Source organism: Nocardioides hungaricus (assembly GCF_054782915.1).
On record NZ_BAAGRO010000001.1, the window covers coordinates 46,496 to 62,115 of the forward strand.

At 72.9% G+C, this 15,620-nt stretch carries 16 protein-coding genes; 1 reads left to right on the forward strand and 15 read right to left on the reverse strand.

Going from position 1 to position 15,620, the window contains the following annotated elements:
• The 14 genes from gmk to ACYVKX_RS00295 form a co-directional block, all read right to left on the reverse strand.
• Complete coding sequence (gmk, locus tag ACYVKX_RS00230; RefSeq protein WP_460828485.1) at positions 1–600, reverse strand: guanylate kinase; 600 nt, start codon at positions 598–600, stop codon at positions 1–3.
• On the reverse strand, positions 593–913 hold the full coding sequence (gene mihF / locus ACYVKX_RS00235; RefSeq protein ID WP_460828486.1) for an integration host factor, actinobacterial type: 321 nt from the start codon (positions 911–913) through the stop codon (positions 593–595). Before mihF ends, gmk begins: the two co-directional genes overlap by 8 nt.
• A 140-nt stretch (positions 914–1,053) precedes the next feature.
• Positions 1,054–1,485, reverse strand: coding sequence for a hypothetical protein (locus tag ACYVKX_RS00240; RefSeq protein WP_460828487.1), 432 nt, complete (start codon positions 1,483–1,485; stop codon positions 1,054–1,056).
• Positions 1,482–2,294 (reverse strand): orotidine-5'-phosphate decarboxylase, encoded by an 813-nt coding sequence (gene pyrF / locus ACYVKX_RS00245; RefSeq protein WP_460828488.1) that lies wholly within the window; start codon positions 2,292–2,294, stop codon positions 1,482–1,484. Before pyrF ends, ACYVKX_RS00240 begins: the two co-directional genes overlap by 4 nt.
• Positions 2,291–3,307 (reverse strand): quinone-dependent dihydroorotate dehydrogenase, encoded by a 1,017-nt coding sequence (locus ACYVKX_RS00250; protein ID WP_460828489.1) that lies wholly within the window; start codon positions 3,305–3,307, stop codon positions 2,291–2,293. The genes pyrF and ACYVKX_RS00250 overlap by 4 nt, the downstream gene beginning before the upstream one ends.
• A complete protein-coding gene (gene carB, locus ACYVKX_RS00255) occupies positions 3,304–6,681 on the reverse strand; it encodes a carbamoyl-phosphate synthase large subunit (RefSeq protein ID WP_460828490.1) in 3,378 nt (1,125 codons plus the stop codon). The genes ACYVKX_RS00250 and carB overlap by 4 nt, the downstream gene beginning before the upstream one ends.
• 1 nt (position 6,682) lies before the next feature.
• On the reverse strand, positions 6,683–7,921 hold the full coding sequence (carA, locus tag ACYVKX_RS00260; RefSeq protein WP_460828491.1) for a glutamine-hydrolyzing carbamoyl-phosphate synthase small subunit: 1,239 nt from the start codon (positions 7,919–7,921) through the stop codon (positions 6,683–6,685).
• Between the two features lie 115 nt (positions 7,922–8,036).
• Positions 8,037–8,465 (reverse strand): PIN domain-containing protein, encoded by a 429-nt coding sequence (locus tag ACYVKX_RS00265; protein ID WP_460828492.1) that lies wholly within the window; start codon positions 8,463–8,465, stop codon positions 8,037–8,039.
• The gene (locus ACYVKX_RS00270) at positions 8,462–8,734 is read right to left on the reverse strand and encodes a FitA-like ribbon-helix-helix domain-containing protein (RefSeq protein ID WP_460828493.1); all 273 of its coding nucleotides are present in this window, start codon (positions 8,732–8,734) and stop codon (positions 8,462–8,464) included. The genes ACYVKX_RS00265 and ACYVKX_RS00270 overlap by 4 nt, the downstream gene beginning before the upstream one ends.
• A gap of 23 nt (positions 8,735–8,757) precedes the next feature.
• On the reverse strand, positions 8,758–9,597 hold the full coding sequence (locus ACYVKX_RS00275; protein ID WP_460828494.1) for an alpha/beta fold hydrolase: 840 nt from the start codon (positions 9,595–9,597) through the stop codon (positions 8,758–8,760).
• Positions 9,598–9,652: 55 nt separating this feature from the next.
• The gene (locus tag ACYVKX_RS00280) at positions 9,653–10,942 is read right to left on the reverse strand and encodes a dihydroorotase (protein ID WP_460828495.1); all 1,290 of its coding nucleotides are present in this window, start codon (positions 10,940–10,942) and stop codon (positions 9,653–9,655) included.
• Positions 10,939–11,916 carry an aspartate carbamoyltransferase catalytic subunit gene (locus tag ACYVKX_RS00285; protein WP_460828496.1) on the reverse strand — a complete coding sequence of 326 codons (978 nt, stop codon included), beginning with the start codon at positions 11,914–11,916 and terminating at the stop codon, positions 10,939–10,941. The genes ACYVKX_RS00280 and ACYVKX_RS00285 overlap by 4 nt, the downstream gene beginning before the upstream one ends.
• Positions 11,913–12,479, reverse strand: coding sequence for a bifunctional pyr operon transcriptional regulator/uracil phosphoribosyltransferase PyrR (gene pyrR, locus ACYVKX_RS00290; RefSeq protein WP_460828497.1), 567 nt, complete (start codon positions 12,477–12,479; stop codon positions 11,913–11,915). The genes ACYVKX_RS00285 and pyrR overlap by 4 nt, the downstream gene beginning before the upstream one ends.
• 262 nt (positions 12,480–12,741) lie before the next feature.
• Positions 12,742–13,770, reverse strand: coding sequence for an NADPH:quinone reductase (locus ACYVKX_RS00295; protein WP_460828498.1), 1,029 nt, complete (start codon positions 13,768–13,770; stop codon positions 12,742–12,744).
• Between the two features lie 55 nt (positions 13,771–13,825).
• Here ACYVKX_RS00295 and ACYVKX_RS00300 point away from each other — a divergent pair, with 55 nt between their 5' ends.
• Complete coding sequence (locus ACYVKX_RS00300) at positions 13,826–14,233, forward strand: PPOX class F420-dependent oxidoreductase (RefSeq protein ID WP_460828499.1); 408 nt, start codon at positions 13,826–13,828, stop codon at positions 14,231–14,233.
• A gap of 61 nt (positions 14,234–14,294) precedes the next feature.
• On the opposite strand, the gene ACYVKX_RS00305 is transcribed toward ACYVKX_RS00300, so the two are convergent.
• Positions 14,295–15,566: a MinD/ParA family ATP-binding protein gene (locus ACYVKX_RS00305; RefSeq protein ID WP_460828500.1), complete on the reverse strand. Its 1,272-nt coding sequence runs from the start codon at positions 15,564–15,566 to the stop codon at positions 14,295–14,297.
• Positions 15,567–15,620: the final 54 nt, after the last annotated feature.

Consider the following 15,620-nt stretch of genomic DNA (forward strand, 5'->3'; position numbering starts at 1 on the left):
TCACAGATCTGTTGGGGAATGCGTCATCAAGGCTACCAACTCCTCGGCCGCGGCATGAACTTCGTGGTTGACGATGGTGACGTCGAACTCGGACTCGGCGGCCAGCTCCTCCCGCGCGGTCTCCAGCCGGCGCTCGCGCTCCTCCTCCGACTCGGTGCCGCGGCCGACCAGCCGACGCACGAGCTCCTCCCACGAGGGCGGCTTGAGGAAGACGAACAGCGCCTCGGGCATCGTCTCGCGGACCTGGCGGGCGCCCTGGAGGTCGATCTCGAGCATCGCGGGGCCGCCCGAGGCGAGGGCGAGGTCGACCGGCTGCCGCGGCGTACCGTAGCGGGCGGCCCGGTGCACGACCGCCCACTCGAGCAGGTCGCCCTCGGCCACCATCGTGTCGAACTCCTCGTCGGAGACGAACCAGTAGTGGACGCCGTTCTCCTCCCCTGGCCGCGGCGGGCGGGTGGTCGCGGAGACCGAGATCCACACCTCGGGGTGGGCACGGCGCACCTCGGCGGCGACGGTGCCCTTGCCGACCGCGGTGGGGCCGGCGAGGACGACGAGACGGGAACGCTTCCCTGCAGCGGGCTCGTGCCGCGCGTCAGTCACGCGCGGCGAACTCCCTCTCCAGCGCCGCGACCTGCTTGGCGCCCAGGCCGCGGACCCGGCGGCTCTCGGCGATGCCGAGCCGCTCCATCAGTTGGCGGGCGCGGACCTTGCCCAGGCCCGGCATCGACTGGAGCAGGTCGACGACCCGCATCTTGCCGATGACCTCGTTGTGCTGGCCCTGCTCGATGACCTCCGAGATCGACGCGCCCGCGTTCTTGAGCCGGTTCTTCACCTCGGCCCGCTCCCGCCGGGAGGCGGCGGCCTTCTCGAGCGCCGCCTGGCGCTGTTCGGGGGTGAGCGGGGGCAGAGCCACGTGGGGGGTCCTTCGGATGGTGCGGACGGTGAGAGGTCAATCTAGTCAGAACTCTTGCGGGCCGCGCAAGCGCGGGTCGTCCGCCTCACCCGGGTGCATGCGCCGCCCTCAGGCGGACGACCCGGGTCGCCGCCAGGTCGCTACAGCGTGAGCGGCGTCTGGCACACGTCGCGGGCCTGCTGGTCGAGGTCCTGGAGGGCGCGCAGCGTGGTGCCGCTGCCCAGCTCCTTGGCCGCGGCGTCGATCGCGGCCCGGTCCGCGGCCGACAGGCCCGCCGGGGGGTTCGAGCGGTCGTACGTCGCCGGGTCGAGCCCGGCGTCCTCGAGCGCGTCGCGCAGGGCGCGGATCCGGCTCACGACCTGCTGCCACTCGTCGGCGATGTCGCCCGGGGCCTGGCCCTGGAGGCGCTCGAAGATCGCCAGCGCCCGGATCAGCGCGTCTGGCTCGCCGCTGCCGACGATGTCGGACAGCTCCTGCTGGCTGTCCTGCACCGTCTGGCAGTAGGCGTCCTGCTCCGATCCGCCGCAGGCCACGAGCAGCGGCAGCAGCAGAACCGGCGCGAGACGCCTCACCCGCGCAGCTCCTCGTTGGTCCGCAGCACGATGTCGCGCATCGCCTCGACCGACGGGCCGAGCCGGAGCACGTCGCGCGACGAGCTGGGCAGCACCGCCGCGGCCGAGCCGAACAGGCGGCGTACGTCGGCGAGCGTGCCGCCCTGCGCGCCGAACCCAGGCGCCAGGATGGGCCCGTTGAACGCGAGGTCCTCGTCAGTCGCGCCGATCGTCGCGCCGACCACCGCGCCGAACGAGCCCAGCGGCGACGCGTCGGCGTTGAGCCGGCGCAGGTGGCCGAGCATCGCGCCCGCGACCGTCCCGCCGGAGGGAACGACGGCGTGCTGGACCTCCGGGCCCTCCTTGTTGGAGGTCAGCGCGAGCACGAACAGTCCCGCGTCGTGGCGGCGCGCGGTGTCGACGATCGGGTCGAGCGAGCCGAAGCCGAGGAACGGGCTGACCGTGATCGCGTCGCAGGCGAGCGGCGCGGCGGGGTCGAGGTACGCGTCGGCGTACGCCTGGCTGGTGGAGCCGATGTCGCCGCGCTTCACGTCGAGCAGCACCAGCGCCCCGGCGGCGCGGGACTCCGCGATCACCCGCTCCAGGACCGCGACGCCGCGGCTGCCGAACCGCTCGTAGAACGCCGACTGCGGCTTCACGACCGAGGCGTACGGCGCCACCGCCTCGACCGCCGTGAGCGCGAACCGCTCCAGCCCCGCGACGTCGTCGGCCAGGCCCCACTCGTGCAGGAGACCGACGTGGGGGTCGATGCCGACGCAGAGCGGGCCGCGGTCGGCGATCGCGGCGTGCAGGCGGGCTCCGAACGTCATGACACCCCTCGCACGATGCGTCGCGGCCACAGCGGGCCCTCGTAGACGAACGCGGTGTAGCCCTGCAGCAGCGTCGCGCCCGCGTCGAGGCGGGCCCGCGCGTCGGCGACGGTGGTGATCCCGCCGACGCCGACCAGGGTGAGGTCGGGGCCGACCCGCTGCCGCAGGAGCCGGAGTACGTCGAGCGAGCGGTCCGTGAGCGGGCGGCCGGACAGCCCGCCGGCGCCGACCTCCTCGACCCGGGCCACGGGCGTGCTGAGGCCGGCGCGGGAGATCGTGGTGTTGGTCGCGATGATGCCGTCGAGCCCGATCGCCAGCGCGAGGTCGGCCACGCCGAGCACGTCGTCGTCGGCCAGGTCGGGCGCGATCTTCACCAGGAGGGGTACGCCGTCGGCGATCTTCTGCACCGAGGTCAGGATCGGCTCGAGCTTCTCGACGGCCTGGAGGTTGCGCAGGCCGGGCGTGTTCGGCGAGCTGACGTTGACCACAAGGTAGTCGGCGTACGGCGCCAGCAGCCGCGCGGACCTCTCGTAGTCGCGGACCGCCTCGTCCTCGGGCACGACCTTGCTCTTGCCGATGTTGACGCCGAGGATCGGCTTCCGGTGGTCGAGCCTGTCGAGACCCCGCCCACGCGTCGCCAGCCGCGCGGCGACCACCTCGGCGCCGTCGTTGTCGAAGCCCATCCGGTTGACCACCGCACGGTCGTCGGGCAGCCGGAACAGCCGCGGCCGCGGGTTGCCCGGCTGGGCCTCCCCGGTCACCGTGCCGACCTCGACGTGCCCGAACCCCAGCGCGGCCAGCCCGTCGAAGCCGACGGCGTTCTTGTCGAACCCGGCGGCCAGGCCCAGCACGTTGGGGAAGGTCAGGCCGAGCGCGGACACCGGGCTGCCCGGCGTACCTCTCAGCCGCGTGAGCGGTCGCGCCGCCCGGATCGCCCGGAACGCCGTGCGGTGCGCCCGCTCCGGGTCGGTGCGGGTCAGGACCCGGTCGAAGAGGACTCGGTAGGGCTTCACGGCGCGGGGGTCTCGACAGGCTCGACCACCGGGCGTACCGCCCAGTCCTGCAGCGACCGCACCCCGACGTCGCCGCGCTCCAGCGCCTCGATCCCCTGCACGGCCGCGCCGAGGCCCTGCACCGTGGTGATGCACGGGATGTTCGCCATCACCGCGGCGGTGCGGATCTCGTAGCCGTCGACGCGCGCCGAGCCGCCGCTGCCCCCTCCACTTGCTCCCCCTGTTGCCGAGCCGTTGGGCGTGTTGATCACCAGGTCGATCTCGCCGTCGAGGATCAGCTGCACGGTGGTCTTCTCGCCGTCCGGGCCCGCGCCCTCCCAGTGCTTGCGCACCACCGCCGCCTCCACGCCGTTGCGGCGCAGCACCTCGGCGGTGCCCTGGGTGGCGAGGATCCGGAAGCCGTGGTCGGCGAGCACCTTGATCGGGAAGATCATCGTGCGCTTGTCGCGGTTGGCCATGCTCACGAAGACCCGCCCGCCGGTCGGGAGCGGGCCGAACGCGCCGGCCTGCGCCTTCGCGAACGCGCTGCCGAAGTCGCCGTCGAGGCCCATCACCTCGCCGGTCGACTTCATCTCCGGCCCGAGCACGGTGTCGACCTGGCGGCCGTCGGGAGTGCGGAACCGGTTGAACGGCATCACCGCCTCCTTGACCGCGATCGGCTGGTCCGGCGGCAGCGTGCCGCCGTCGCCCTCCGCGGGCAGCAGGCCCGCGGACCGCAGGGCCGCGATCGACTCCCCCATCATCACGCGGGCCGCGGCCTTGGCCAGCGGGGTCGCGGTCGCCTTGGAGACGAACGGGACGGTCCGGCTCGCACGCGGGTTGGCCTCCAGGACGTAGAGCACGTCGGAGCCGAGCGCGAACTGGATGTTGAGCAGCCCGCGCACGCCCACGCCGCGGGCGATCGCCTCGGTGGCCTCGCGGATCCGGCGGATCTCGGCGTCGCCGAGGGTGATCGGCGGCAGCGCGCACGAGGAGTCGCCGGAGTGGATGCCGGCCTCCTCGATGTGCTCCATCACGCCGCCGAGGAAGAGCTCCGCGCCGTCGTACAGCGCGTCCACGTCGATCTCGACGGCGTCGTCGATGAACCGGTCGACCAGCACCGGGTGCTCGGGGCTGATCTCGGTCGCGCGCTCGATGTAGCCCTCGAGCGCGGCGTCGTCGTAGACGATCTCCATGCCGCGGCCGCCGAGGACGTACGACGGGCGCACCATGACCGGGTAGCCGATCTCGGCCGCGATCCGGTGGGCGTCGGGGAAGCTGGTCGCCATGCCGTACTTCGGCGCCGGCAGTCCCGCGTCGGCGAGCACCGCGCCGAACGCGCCGCGCTCCTCGGCGAGGTGGATGGCCTCGGGCGAGGTGCCGACGATCGTGACGCCGTTGTCCTTGAGCGCCTGGGCGAGCCCGAGCGGGGTCTGCCCGCCGAGCTGGCAGATCACGCCCGCGACCGGGCCGGCCTGCTCCTCGGCGTGCACGACCTCGAGCACGTCCTCGAGGGTGAGCGGCTCGAAGTAGAGGCGGTCGGAGGTGTCGTAGTCGGTCGAGACCGTCTCCGGGTTGCAGTTGACCATCACGGTCTCGTAGCCCTGCCCTCCGTTCGACGCAGCCGACAGCGCCAGCGACGCGTGCACGCAGGAGTAGTCGAACTCGATGCCCTGGCCGATCCGGTTCGGGCCGGAGCCGAGGATGATCACCGCCTCCTTCTCTCGCGGGGCGACCTCGGTCTCCTCGTCGTAGGAGGAGTAGTGGTACGGCGTGGCCGCCGCGAACTCGGCCGCGCAGGTGTCCACGGTCTTGAACACCGGCCGGATGCCGAGCGCGTGGCGTACGCCGCGGACCACGTCGGGCGTCATGCCACGGATCTTGCCGATCTGCACGTCGGAGAAGCCGTGCCGCTTGGCCTTGCGCAGCAGCGCGGGCGTGAGCTCCGGCGCCGCGGTGACCTCGGCGGCGACCTCGTTGATCAGCATCAGCTGGTCGACGAACCACGGGTCGATGCCGGTGGCGTCGAAGATCTCCTCCGGCGTCGCGCCGGCCCGGATCGCGTCCATCACCTTCTTCAGGCGGCCGTCGTGCGGGGTCGCGATCTGCTCCAGCAGGGCGGCCTTGTCGAGCTCCACCCACTTCTTCTCCCAGTCGAAGAGCGCGTCCCTGCTCTCGAGCGAGCGCAGCGCCTTCTGGAGCGCCTCGGTGAAGTTGCGGCCGATCGCCATCGCCTCGCCGACCGACTTCATGTGGGTGGTCAGCGTCGGGTCGGCGCCCGGGAACTTCTCGAACGCGAACCGCGGCACCTTCACCACCACGTAGTCGAGCGTGGGCTCGAAGGACGCCGGCGTACTCTGCCCGTCTTCTCGGGCGGTGATGTCGTTGGGGATCTCGTCGAGCGTGTAGCCGATGGCCACCTTCGCCGCGATCTTGGCGATCGGGAAGCCGGTCGCCTTGCTGGCGAGGGCGGAGGACCGGGAGACCCGGGGGTTCATCTCGATCACGATGACCCGGCCGTCGACCGGGTTGACGGCGTACTGGATGTTGCAGCCGCCGGTGTCGACCCCCACCTCGCGGATGATGCCGATCGCCAGGTCGCGCAGGTGCTGGTACTCGCGGTCGGTGAGCGTCATCGCCGGCGCGACCGTGATCGAGTCGCCGGTGTGCACGCCCATCGGGTCGAGGTTCTCGATCGAGCAGACGATCACGACGTTGTCGGCCCGGTCGCGCATCACCTCCAGCTCGTACTCCTTCCACCCGATGATCGACTCCTCGATCAGCACCTCGGTGGTCGGGCTGGCGGCCAGGCCGGCACCGGCGATGCGGGCCAGGTCGCCCTCGTCGTAGGCGATGCCGGAGCCGGTGCCGCCCATCGTGAACGACGGCCGCACGACGACCGGGTAGCCGAGCTCGGCCACGGCCTTCTCGCAGTCCTCGAGCGAGTGGCACACGAAGCTGCGCGCCACCTCGCCGCCGACCTTCGCGACGATGCCGTTGAACAGCTCGCGGTTCTCGCCGCGGTGGATCGCGTCGAAGGAGGCGCCGATCATCTCCACGCCGTACCTCTCCAGCACGCCGCGCTCGTGCAGCGCGATGGCCGCGTTGAGCGCGGTCTGGCCGCCGAGCGTCGGCAGCAGCGCGTCCGGGCGCTCCCGGGCGATCACCTTCTCGACGAACTCGGGCGTGATCGGCTCGACGTACGTCGCGTCGGCGAACTCGGGGTCGGTCATGATCGTCGCCGGATTGGAGTTCACCAGGATCACCCGCAGACCCTCGGCCTTGAGCACCCGGCACGCCTGGGTGCCGGAGTAGTCGAACTCGCACGCCTGGCCGATGATGATCGGCCCCGACCCGATCACCATCACGCTCTCGATGTCGTCGCGCTTCGGCATCTCAGGCATCCTTCCCGGGTGCGTCGTCGTGTCGGCGCAATTGCGCCGTTTCGGCAGTCCCCGACCCCGGTCCACTGCCATCCCGGCGCAATTGCGCTGGTTGAGCAGTCGCCTCCATGAGGGCCACGAACCGGTCGAAGAGGTACGCCGCGTCGTGCGGACCGGCCGCGGCCTCGGGGTGGTACTGGACCGAGAAACCCTTCAGTCTCCCATCGGCGTCGCGCAGCTCGAGGCCCTCGACCACGTCGTCGTTGAGGCAGACGTGGCTGACCGAGGCGTCGCCGAAGGGCGTGGCGACTACGTCGCCCAGCCCTTCGCTGGGCCACAGCACCGCGAACCCGTGGTTGTGGGCTGTGACCTCGACCTTGCCGGTGGTGCGGTCCATGACCGGCTGGTTGATGCCGCGGTGGCCGTACCTGAGCTTGTACGTGCCGAAGCCGAGCGCCCGGCCGAAGAGCTGGTTGCCGAAGCAGATGCCGAAGTAGGGGATCCCCTCGGCGAGCGCGGCCCGGAGCACCTCGATCTGGTGGGTGGTCGCGGCCGGGTCGCCGGGGCCGTTGGAGTAGAACAGGCCGTCCGGGCTCGTCGCGCGGATGTCGTCGAGGCTGGCCGTGGCCGGCAGGACGTGCACCTCGATGCCGCGCTCGGCCATCCGGTACGGCGTCATCGACTTGATGCCGAGGTCCAGCGCGGCGACGGTGAGGCGGCGGCGGCCGATCGCCGGCACCACATAGGCCTCCTGCGTGGACACCTCCGAGGCCAGCTCGGCCCCGGCCATCTCACCCGACGCCTGCACCCGCGCCAGCAGCGCCGCCGGATCCGTCTCGGTCGAGGAGATGCCGACGCGCATGGCGCCGCGCTCGCGCAGGTGGCGGGTGAGCGCGCGGGTGTCGATGCCGGAGATGCCGACGACGCCCTGCTCGCGCAACTCGTCGTCCAGGCTGCGCCGCGAGCGCCAGTTCGAGGCCCGGCGGGCGGGGTCGCGGACGACGTAGCCGGCCACCCAGATCCGGCGGCTCTCGGGATCCTCGTCGTTGACGCCGGTGTTGCCGATGTGCGGCGCGGTCATCACGACCACCTGGCGGTGGTACGACGGGTCGGTCAGCGTCTCCTGGTAGCCGGTCATGCCGGTGTTGAAGACCGCCTCGCCGAAGGTCTCCCCCTCGGCGCCGTACGACTCCCCGTGGAAGGTGCGGCCGTCCTCGAGGACGAGGATCGCTGCGGTGGCATGCGGTGGCACGCCGTACCTCCTTCTCCGCCTCACGGGACGGCTCGTTAAAGGATGCTCGAGCGGGTCCGACCCTATCAGCGTCGGGCGCGGCGAAGCGCCGCGGCTCACGGCGCTTCGCCGCACCTCACCGTCGACGGGTCGGGCCGGCCCACGGATCGACCAGATCGAGCCCGAGGCCCTCGAAGTCGCCGACGTCGCGAGTGGCCACTGTGGCGTCAACTCGCACCGCGATCGCGGCGATGAGCCCGTCGAAGCCGACGAGCGGTCGACCCTGGGCGCGTCGGATCGCGGCCAGGCGCGCGTAGTCGTCGGCGCACTCTGCCGTGAACGGCAGACACCGTCCCCACTGCTCGAAGGCGGCGCGCGCCGCCGCGCCGAAGTCGTCACGGCGGGCTCCGGGCGGCAGCACCTCGATCCCGGCCAGGATCTCGGCTCTCGTGATGACGGTGGTCACGGGTTGCTCACCCAACGAGCGCAGCCACGTGCGGACTCGGGCGTCCGCGCTCTCGACTCGCATCAACTCGGACACGACGTTGGTGTCGAGGATGATCACGGCGTGTCGCCGGACGACCGCGAGAAGTCGGGAGGTTCGGCCACCTCGCGCGGTGCGATGTCCAGCTCGACGCCGTCCGGACCGCCGTAGGTCTCGGCCGCGCCCATCAGCATCTCGACCCAGGTGAGGTCCACCTGGCGCGGCTCGGCCAACGCACTCACCAAGATGTCCCGGGCCTCGGCCTCCATGGATCGGCCGTTGGCTGCCGCGCGCATCCGCAGGCGCTGCTTGAGCCCCTCGGGCAGCTTGCGGATCGTGATAGCCGACATGCAACAACGATATCACCGTTGCCTCATTCACCCACGCGTCCGGACCGCCCGATCACGCCGGCCCCGGCGCGCCGGACGAAGCGGTCGATCTCGGCGAGGGTCGCCTCGTCGGCCTCGAGGTGGGGCAGGTGGGCCACGCCGGGCAGCTCGACCAGGCGGGCGGACGGCAGCGTGGCCGCCAGGTGCCGGGCGACGCCCCGGACGTGACGCAGGTCGTGCTCGCCGACGAGCACCAGCGCCGGCACCGCGATCTCGGCGAGTCGCGGCCAGGCGTCCGGGAGGACGGCCTCCTCCCCCGGATCGGGTGCCGCGAGCGCCACCTCGTTCATGGCGAGGAAGAGCTCGCGGGCGGCGCCGCCGACCCGGCCCTCGGGCTGGTGCGGCCCGTCGAGCCACACCCGCGCCTCCAGCCGGTTGACCGTCGCCAGGTCCCCCGCCTCCGCGGCGGCGTCGAGCGCCCGGTCCAGCGTCTCGGTCGGCCCGTCCAGCTCGGGCTCCGGGGCGCCGCGGACCGCAGCCCCGACCAGCACCAGCGCCGCGACCCGATCGGGGTGCGCCAGGGCGAGGTCGATGGCGGTCCGGCCGCCCATCGACGCTCCGACCACGACCGCGCGCCCGATCCCCACCGCGTCCAGCACCGCCACCGCATCCTCGACCGCGGACCAGCCGGGCTGGGCGTCGTACTCCGTGCGGCCGTAGCCGCGTCGGTCGAAAGAGACGCAGCGCGCCGATGGCGCCAGCCGGCCGGCCAGGGCGGCCCACGAGCGCTGGTCGGTCACCCCGGCGTGCAGGAGGAGTACGTCGGGCGGCCCGGCCCCGCGGGTCTCGACCGCGAGTCGGGCCGCTCCCGTGCGCACCAGCATGCCGGCAGTCAAGCACCGGGCGCCGACGGCGGCCAGCGGATCCAGCCCGGCGGGCTCAGCAGGGCTTGCCGTCGAGCACCGTCGGTCGGCCGCGCAGGAACGTCGCCACCACGCGGCCGGGCAGCTCCATCCCCCGGTACGGCGTGTTGCGGCTCAGGCTCGCGGACTCGGCCGGGTCGATGGTGCGGCGGGCGGCGGGGTCGTAGAGCACGAGGTTCGCCGGCTCGCCGACCTCGAGCAGGCGGCCGTGGTGGTCGGCGATCCGCCCGATCCGGGCCGGTGCGTGGGACATCCGCTCGGCGACGCCGGCCCAGTCGAGCAGGCCGGTGTCGACCATGGTCTGCTGCACGATCGACAGCGCGGTCTCGAGTCCGAGCATGCCGAACGCGGCCGCCGCCCACTCGCAGTCCTTGTCCTCGTGCGGGTGCGGCGCGTGGTCGGTGGCGACGACGTCGATGGTGCCGTCGGCCAGGCCGGCCCGGAGCGCCTCGACGTCGGCGGCCGAGCGCAGCGGCGGGTTGACCTTGTAGATCGGGTCATACGTCGCCGCGAGCTCGTCGGTCAGCAGCAGGTGGTGCGGGCAGGCCTCGGCGGTCACCTCCCAGTGCCCATCCTCCTTGGCCTTACCTTTCGCCCACCGGATCAGCTCGACCGAGCCGGCGGTGCTCACGTGGCAGACGTGCAGGCGCGAGCCGACGTGCTCGGCGAGCAGCACGTCGCGGGCGATAATCGCCTCCTCGGCGACCGCCGGCCAGCCGGCCAGGCCGAGCCGGCCGGACAGCTCGCCCTCGTTCATCTGCGCGCCCTCGGTGAGCCGCGGCTCCTGGGCGTGCTGGGCGACGACGCCGTCGAACGCCTTGACGTACTCCAGCGCCCGGCGCATCAGCACCGCGTCGCTCACGCACCTCCCGTCGTCGGAGAAGACCCGGACGCGCGCGGCCGAGTCGGCCATCGCGCCCAGCTCGGCGAGCCGCTCGCCCCGGAGGCCGACGGTGACGGCGCCGACCGGGAATACGTCGCAGTAGCCGGCCTCGCGGCCCAGCCGCCAGACCTGCTCGACCACACCCGCGGTGTCGGCGACCGGCTCGGTGTTCGCCATCGCGTGCACGGCCGTGAAGCCGCCGAGGGCGGCCGCCCGGGTGCCGGTCTCGACGGTCTCGGCGTCCTCCCGGCCGGGCTCGCGCAGGTGGGTGTGCAGGTCGACCAGGCCGGGCAGCGCGATCAGCCCGGTCGCGTCGACCACCTCGGCGCCACCGGCCGGTCCCGTGGCGACCACGCCGTCCCTCAGGACCAGGTCGGTCGGCGTACCGCCGAGGACGGAGACGTTCTGGATCAGGTAGGTCATGCGTCGCTCTCCTCGGTCGAGCTTGTCGAGACCGCCGGCGCAGAGCCTCCGAGGAGGAGGTACAGGACGGCCATCCGTACGGCGACGCCGTTGGTGACCTGCTCGACGATGACGGACCGCGCGCTGTCGGCGACGTCGGCGGTGATCTCCATGCCGCGGACCATCGGGCCGGGGTGCATCACGATCGTGTGGTCCTGGAGCGTGGCCATCCGGCGGCCGTCGAGGCCGTAGCGGCGGGAGTACTCCCGCGCGGTCGGGAAGAACCCGCCGTTCATCCGCTCGGCCTGGACCCGCAGCATCATCACGGCGTCGGCCTTCGGGATCACCGCGTCGAGGTCGTACGACGTCGCGACCGGCCAGGTGTCGACCCCGACCGGCAGCAGGGTCGGCGGCGCGACCAGCGTGACCTCGGCGCCGAGCGTGTCGAGCAGCAGCGCGTTGGAGCGCGCGACCCGGCTGTGCAGCACGTCGCCGACGATCGCGATCCGCCGGCCGTCGAGGCTCGGCCTGCTCCCGGGGCCGCCGAGGTGGCGGGTCATCGTGAACGCGTCCAGCAGCGCCTGGGTCGGGTGCTCGTGGGTGCCGTCGCCGGCGTTGACCACGCTGGAGCGGACCCAGCCGGAGTGCGCGAGCCGGTGCGGGGCGCCGCTGGCGCCGTGCCGGACGACCACCGCGTCGGCGCCCATCGCCTCCAACGTGAGCGCGGTGTCCTTGAGGCTCTCGCCCTTCGACAGGCTCGACCCCTTGGCCGCGAAGTTGATGACGTCCGCGGAGAGCCGCTTGGCGGCGGCCTCGAACGAGATCCGGGTGCGCGTGGAGTCCTCGAAGAAGAGGTTCACCACGGTGCGGCCGCGCAGCGCGGGCAGCTTCTTGATCGGCCGGTCGGCCAGCTCGCGGAGCTCGGCGGCGGTCTTCAGGATCAGCTCGGCGTCCTCGCGGCTCAGGTCGGCCGCGCTGAGCAGGTGGCGCTTCATCGGTCCCCCACCCCCTGGATCGTCACCGCATCGACGTCGTCGATGCCGGCGAGGGTGACCCGGACCCGCTCGACCAGCGACGTGGGGAGGTTCTTGCCGACGAAGTCGGCGCGGATCGGCAGCTCGCGGTGGCCGCGGTCCACCAGGACCGCGAGGCGCACCGCCTTCGGGCGGCCGATGTCGTTGAGGGCGTCCAGCGCCGCCCGGATGGTGCGGCCGGAGAACAGCACGTCATCGACCAGGACGACGGTGCGGTCGTCGATCCCGCCCGGCGGGATCTCGGTCGGCAGCAGCGCGCGCGCCGGCTTCATCCGCAGGTCGTCGCGGTACATCGTGACGTCGAGCGAGCCGACCGGCACGTCGTACCCCTCCACGGAGGCGATGCGCTCGGCAATCCGCCGCGCCAGCGGTACGCCGCGGCTCGGGATGCCGAGCAGGACGAGGTCGCCGGCGCCCTTGTTGCGCTCGAGGATCTCGTGGGAGATGCGGGTCAGCGCCCGGGAGATGTCGCCGCCGTCGAGGACGACGCGCCCGGCGCCTCCCGAGGGGTCAGGTGCAGACACGAGCCGCGGACCTCCTTCTCCGCCTCGCCGGACGGCTCGTTAAAGGATGTCGATCGGGCGTCACCCTACCCCGCTCCGGCCGCTCCTCCACCGCCGCCCCTCGTGTTTCTCTCTCCCCCTCCTCCGCAGACGCCGAGTCGGCGCATCTTGCCCATCGTGGGGGCGCGACTCGGCGCGTCTTGCCCGCCAGGGACCCGCGAGTCGGCGCGTCTTGCCCGGACCCTGTGGATGGCGCGGGCAGCTTGCGCCGACTCGCGCCCTCTCAGCGGGCAACTTGCGCCGAGTCGATGTCGAGGAGGACCTTGCCGACCGTGCCGGACTCGACCGCGTCGTGCGCGGCGGCGGTCTCCTCCAGCGGATAGTGGTGCAGGGGTACGCCGGCCTCGACCCCCACCCGCAGGGCGCCGGCGGCGATCGCGGCGGTGACGTCCTCGACCGCCGCGCGGAGCAGGCCGGGGTCGAGGGTGTAGAGGATGAGGAACTGGAAGCGCAGGTTCCTCCCGAACGCCGCCCGCAGCGGCATCGTCAGCTCGTCGCCGCCGTTGTTGGCATAGATGCTGACCAGCCCGTGGACCTTCACCACCTCCAGGTCGATCGCGACGTTCTGCGCGGGGGCGACCTCGACCGCGATGTCGACGCCCTCGGGGGCGATCTCCCGGATCGCCGCGGCGGTCTCGCCGGCGGTGTAGTCGACGACGTGGTGCGCGCCGGCGCTGCTCGCCAGCGCGGCCTTCTCCGCGCTGCTCACCGTGCTGACCACGGTGGCGCCGGACCAGCGGGCGAGCTGGATGGCGGCGTTGCCGACCGCGCCTGCTCCCCCGGCGACCAGCACGGTCCGGCCCGCCAGCGTCCCCGGGCCGAGTCGCGCCGGACCGAACTCGTGCGCGGTCAGCGCCCGGTGCGCCGTCACCGCCGGCACCCCGACGCTGGCCCCCAGGTCGAAGGACGCGCCCGCGGGCAGGCCGATCACGTGCTCGACCGGCTGGACGGTGTACTCCGCGGCCGTGCCGTGGGCGCGGCCGTGCTGGGCGAGCACCAGCCACACCCGGTCACCGGCCGCGACGCCCGTGACCCCGTCACCGACCGCGTCGACCACGCCGGCGCCGTCCTGGCCGGGCACCACCTCGTCGTACCCGCTCATCATGCCGGCGCGGAACTTCCAGTCGGTCGGGTTCACGCCCGCGCGCACCACCCGGACCCGCACCTCGCCGGGCCCCGGCTCCGGCACCGGCCGCTCGACCACCTCCAGCACGGACGACGGGCCGGTCTCGCGATAGACGACTGCGCGCATGGCTTCCTCTCTCCGGGTCGGGTACACCTGTCGTAACCCGACACCAGGAGGTTCCATGCCCGAGCTCCCGTTCCCCGACGCCGTACGCGCGCTGCTGGAGAAGCCCAACCCGGCCGTGGTGGCGACGCTGCGCCCCGACGGCGCGCCGGTCTCGGTCGCGACCTGGTACCTCCTCGATGGCGACCGGATCCTGCTCAACATGGACCGCACCCGGGTCCGATTGGCGCATGTGCGCCGCGATCCCCGCGTCAGCCTCACCGTGCTCGACGAGGCCGGCTGGTACACCCACGTCTCGCTCGTCGGCGCGATCGAGGAGATGTACGACGACGAGGGGCTCGCCGACATCGACCGGCTCAGCACCCACTACGGCGGGCAGCCCTATCCCGACCGCGAGTCGCCGCGCGTCTCCGCCTGGATGGCCGTCGAGCGCTGGCACGGCTGGGGCGCGGCCAAGGAGGACTGACCGAGGACTGACCCGTCACTTGCGGCTCCCCGAGAGGGGCCACAAGCGACGGGTCAGCCGTCTAGAGGGCGGCGGCCATCCCGGCGCACGCCTTGAGCCACTGCATCCGGGTGTTCTCGGACAGCTGGGCGTAGGGCACCACGGAGCCGGCGACGAGTGCGGGGTCGTAGGGGACGCGGTACACGCCGCGGGTGCGCTGCTGGTAGACGTCGACCAGGTCGTCGGCGAGCTTGCTGTCGACCTGCGCGGACGGGTCGGAGAGCACCGTGACGGCCTTGTACTTGAGGTTCTGGTAGCCGGCGTCCTGGAGGGCGTCGAGCATCCACAGGCCGCTGTAGCCGGTGTCCTCGCGGACCGTGGAGGTGACGACGAGGAGGTCGGCGGCGCCGGCGGCGGCGAGCCAGTTCTCGGCGCGCATGTTGTTGCCGGTGTCGATGAGGATGATCCGGTAGAACCGCTCGAGCAGCTTGTGGACCGCGTCGAAGTCCTGCGCACGGATGGTGCCGGTCACGTCGGGGCGCTCGTCGGAGGCGAGGACGTCGAAGTGCGCGTCGCCCTGCGCCCGGACGAACGCCCCGAGGTCGCCGATCCGCGACTGGTAGACGTCGGTGAACCGGTCCAGGTCCTCGAGCAGCTCGCGGGTGGTGTTGCGGTGACTGCTCCGGGTGCCGCGGATGCCGAGCGTGCCGCGGGTCTCGTTGTTGTCCCACGCGACCACGCCGCCGCCGCGCACGGTGCCGAAGGTGTAGCCCGCGGCCAGCACGCCGGTGGTCTTCGCGGCGCCGCCCTTGGGGTTGATGAACGCGATCGTGCGCGGGCCGTCGAAGTCCTTCTGGATCATCCGGCGGTCGTCCTCGTAGGCCATCTCGGCCGGGCCCATCTTGGGGCTGATCAGGCCGCCGGTCCAGCGGCGCACGCCGCCGCGCCAGCCCCAGGTCGGCGGGCCGTAGCCCTGGTCGGCGTCGCGCCGGTCGAGGAAGTCGGTGGCGGTCATGAACCGCCGCACCTCCGGCTCCTCCGTGGGTGCCTCGGGAGCGGCAGGGGCGGCCGGCGCCTCCGGGCGGTACGCCGGGGGCGGCGACGCCGGGGGCGGGCTGGTCGGCATCGGGCCCCGCGGCGTCTCGGGCGCCGGGGGCCGGGCCGCCTGCTCACCCGGCAGCTCGCCCGCCTGCTCACCCGGCAGCGGGTCGCTCAGCGGGTCCGGGCGCGAGCCGGACGCGCGGGCGTCGCGACGGGCGGCGTACTGGGCGAGGTCCTCGGGCTGGTACAGCCGGTCGCTGGTGTCGTCGTGGTCCTGTCGCGAGCCGGCCGAACTCCACGCTTCCTGCGACATCGGGTCCTCCCTCGGGCGGCAGGACGGTCCTGCCCAGGCAGTCCCTTCCCCGAA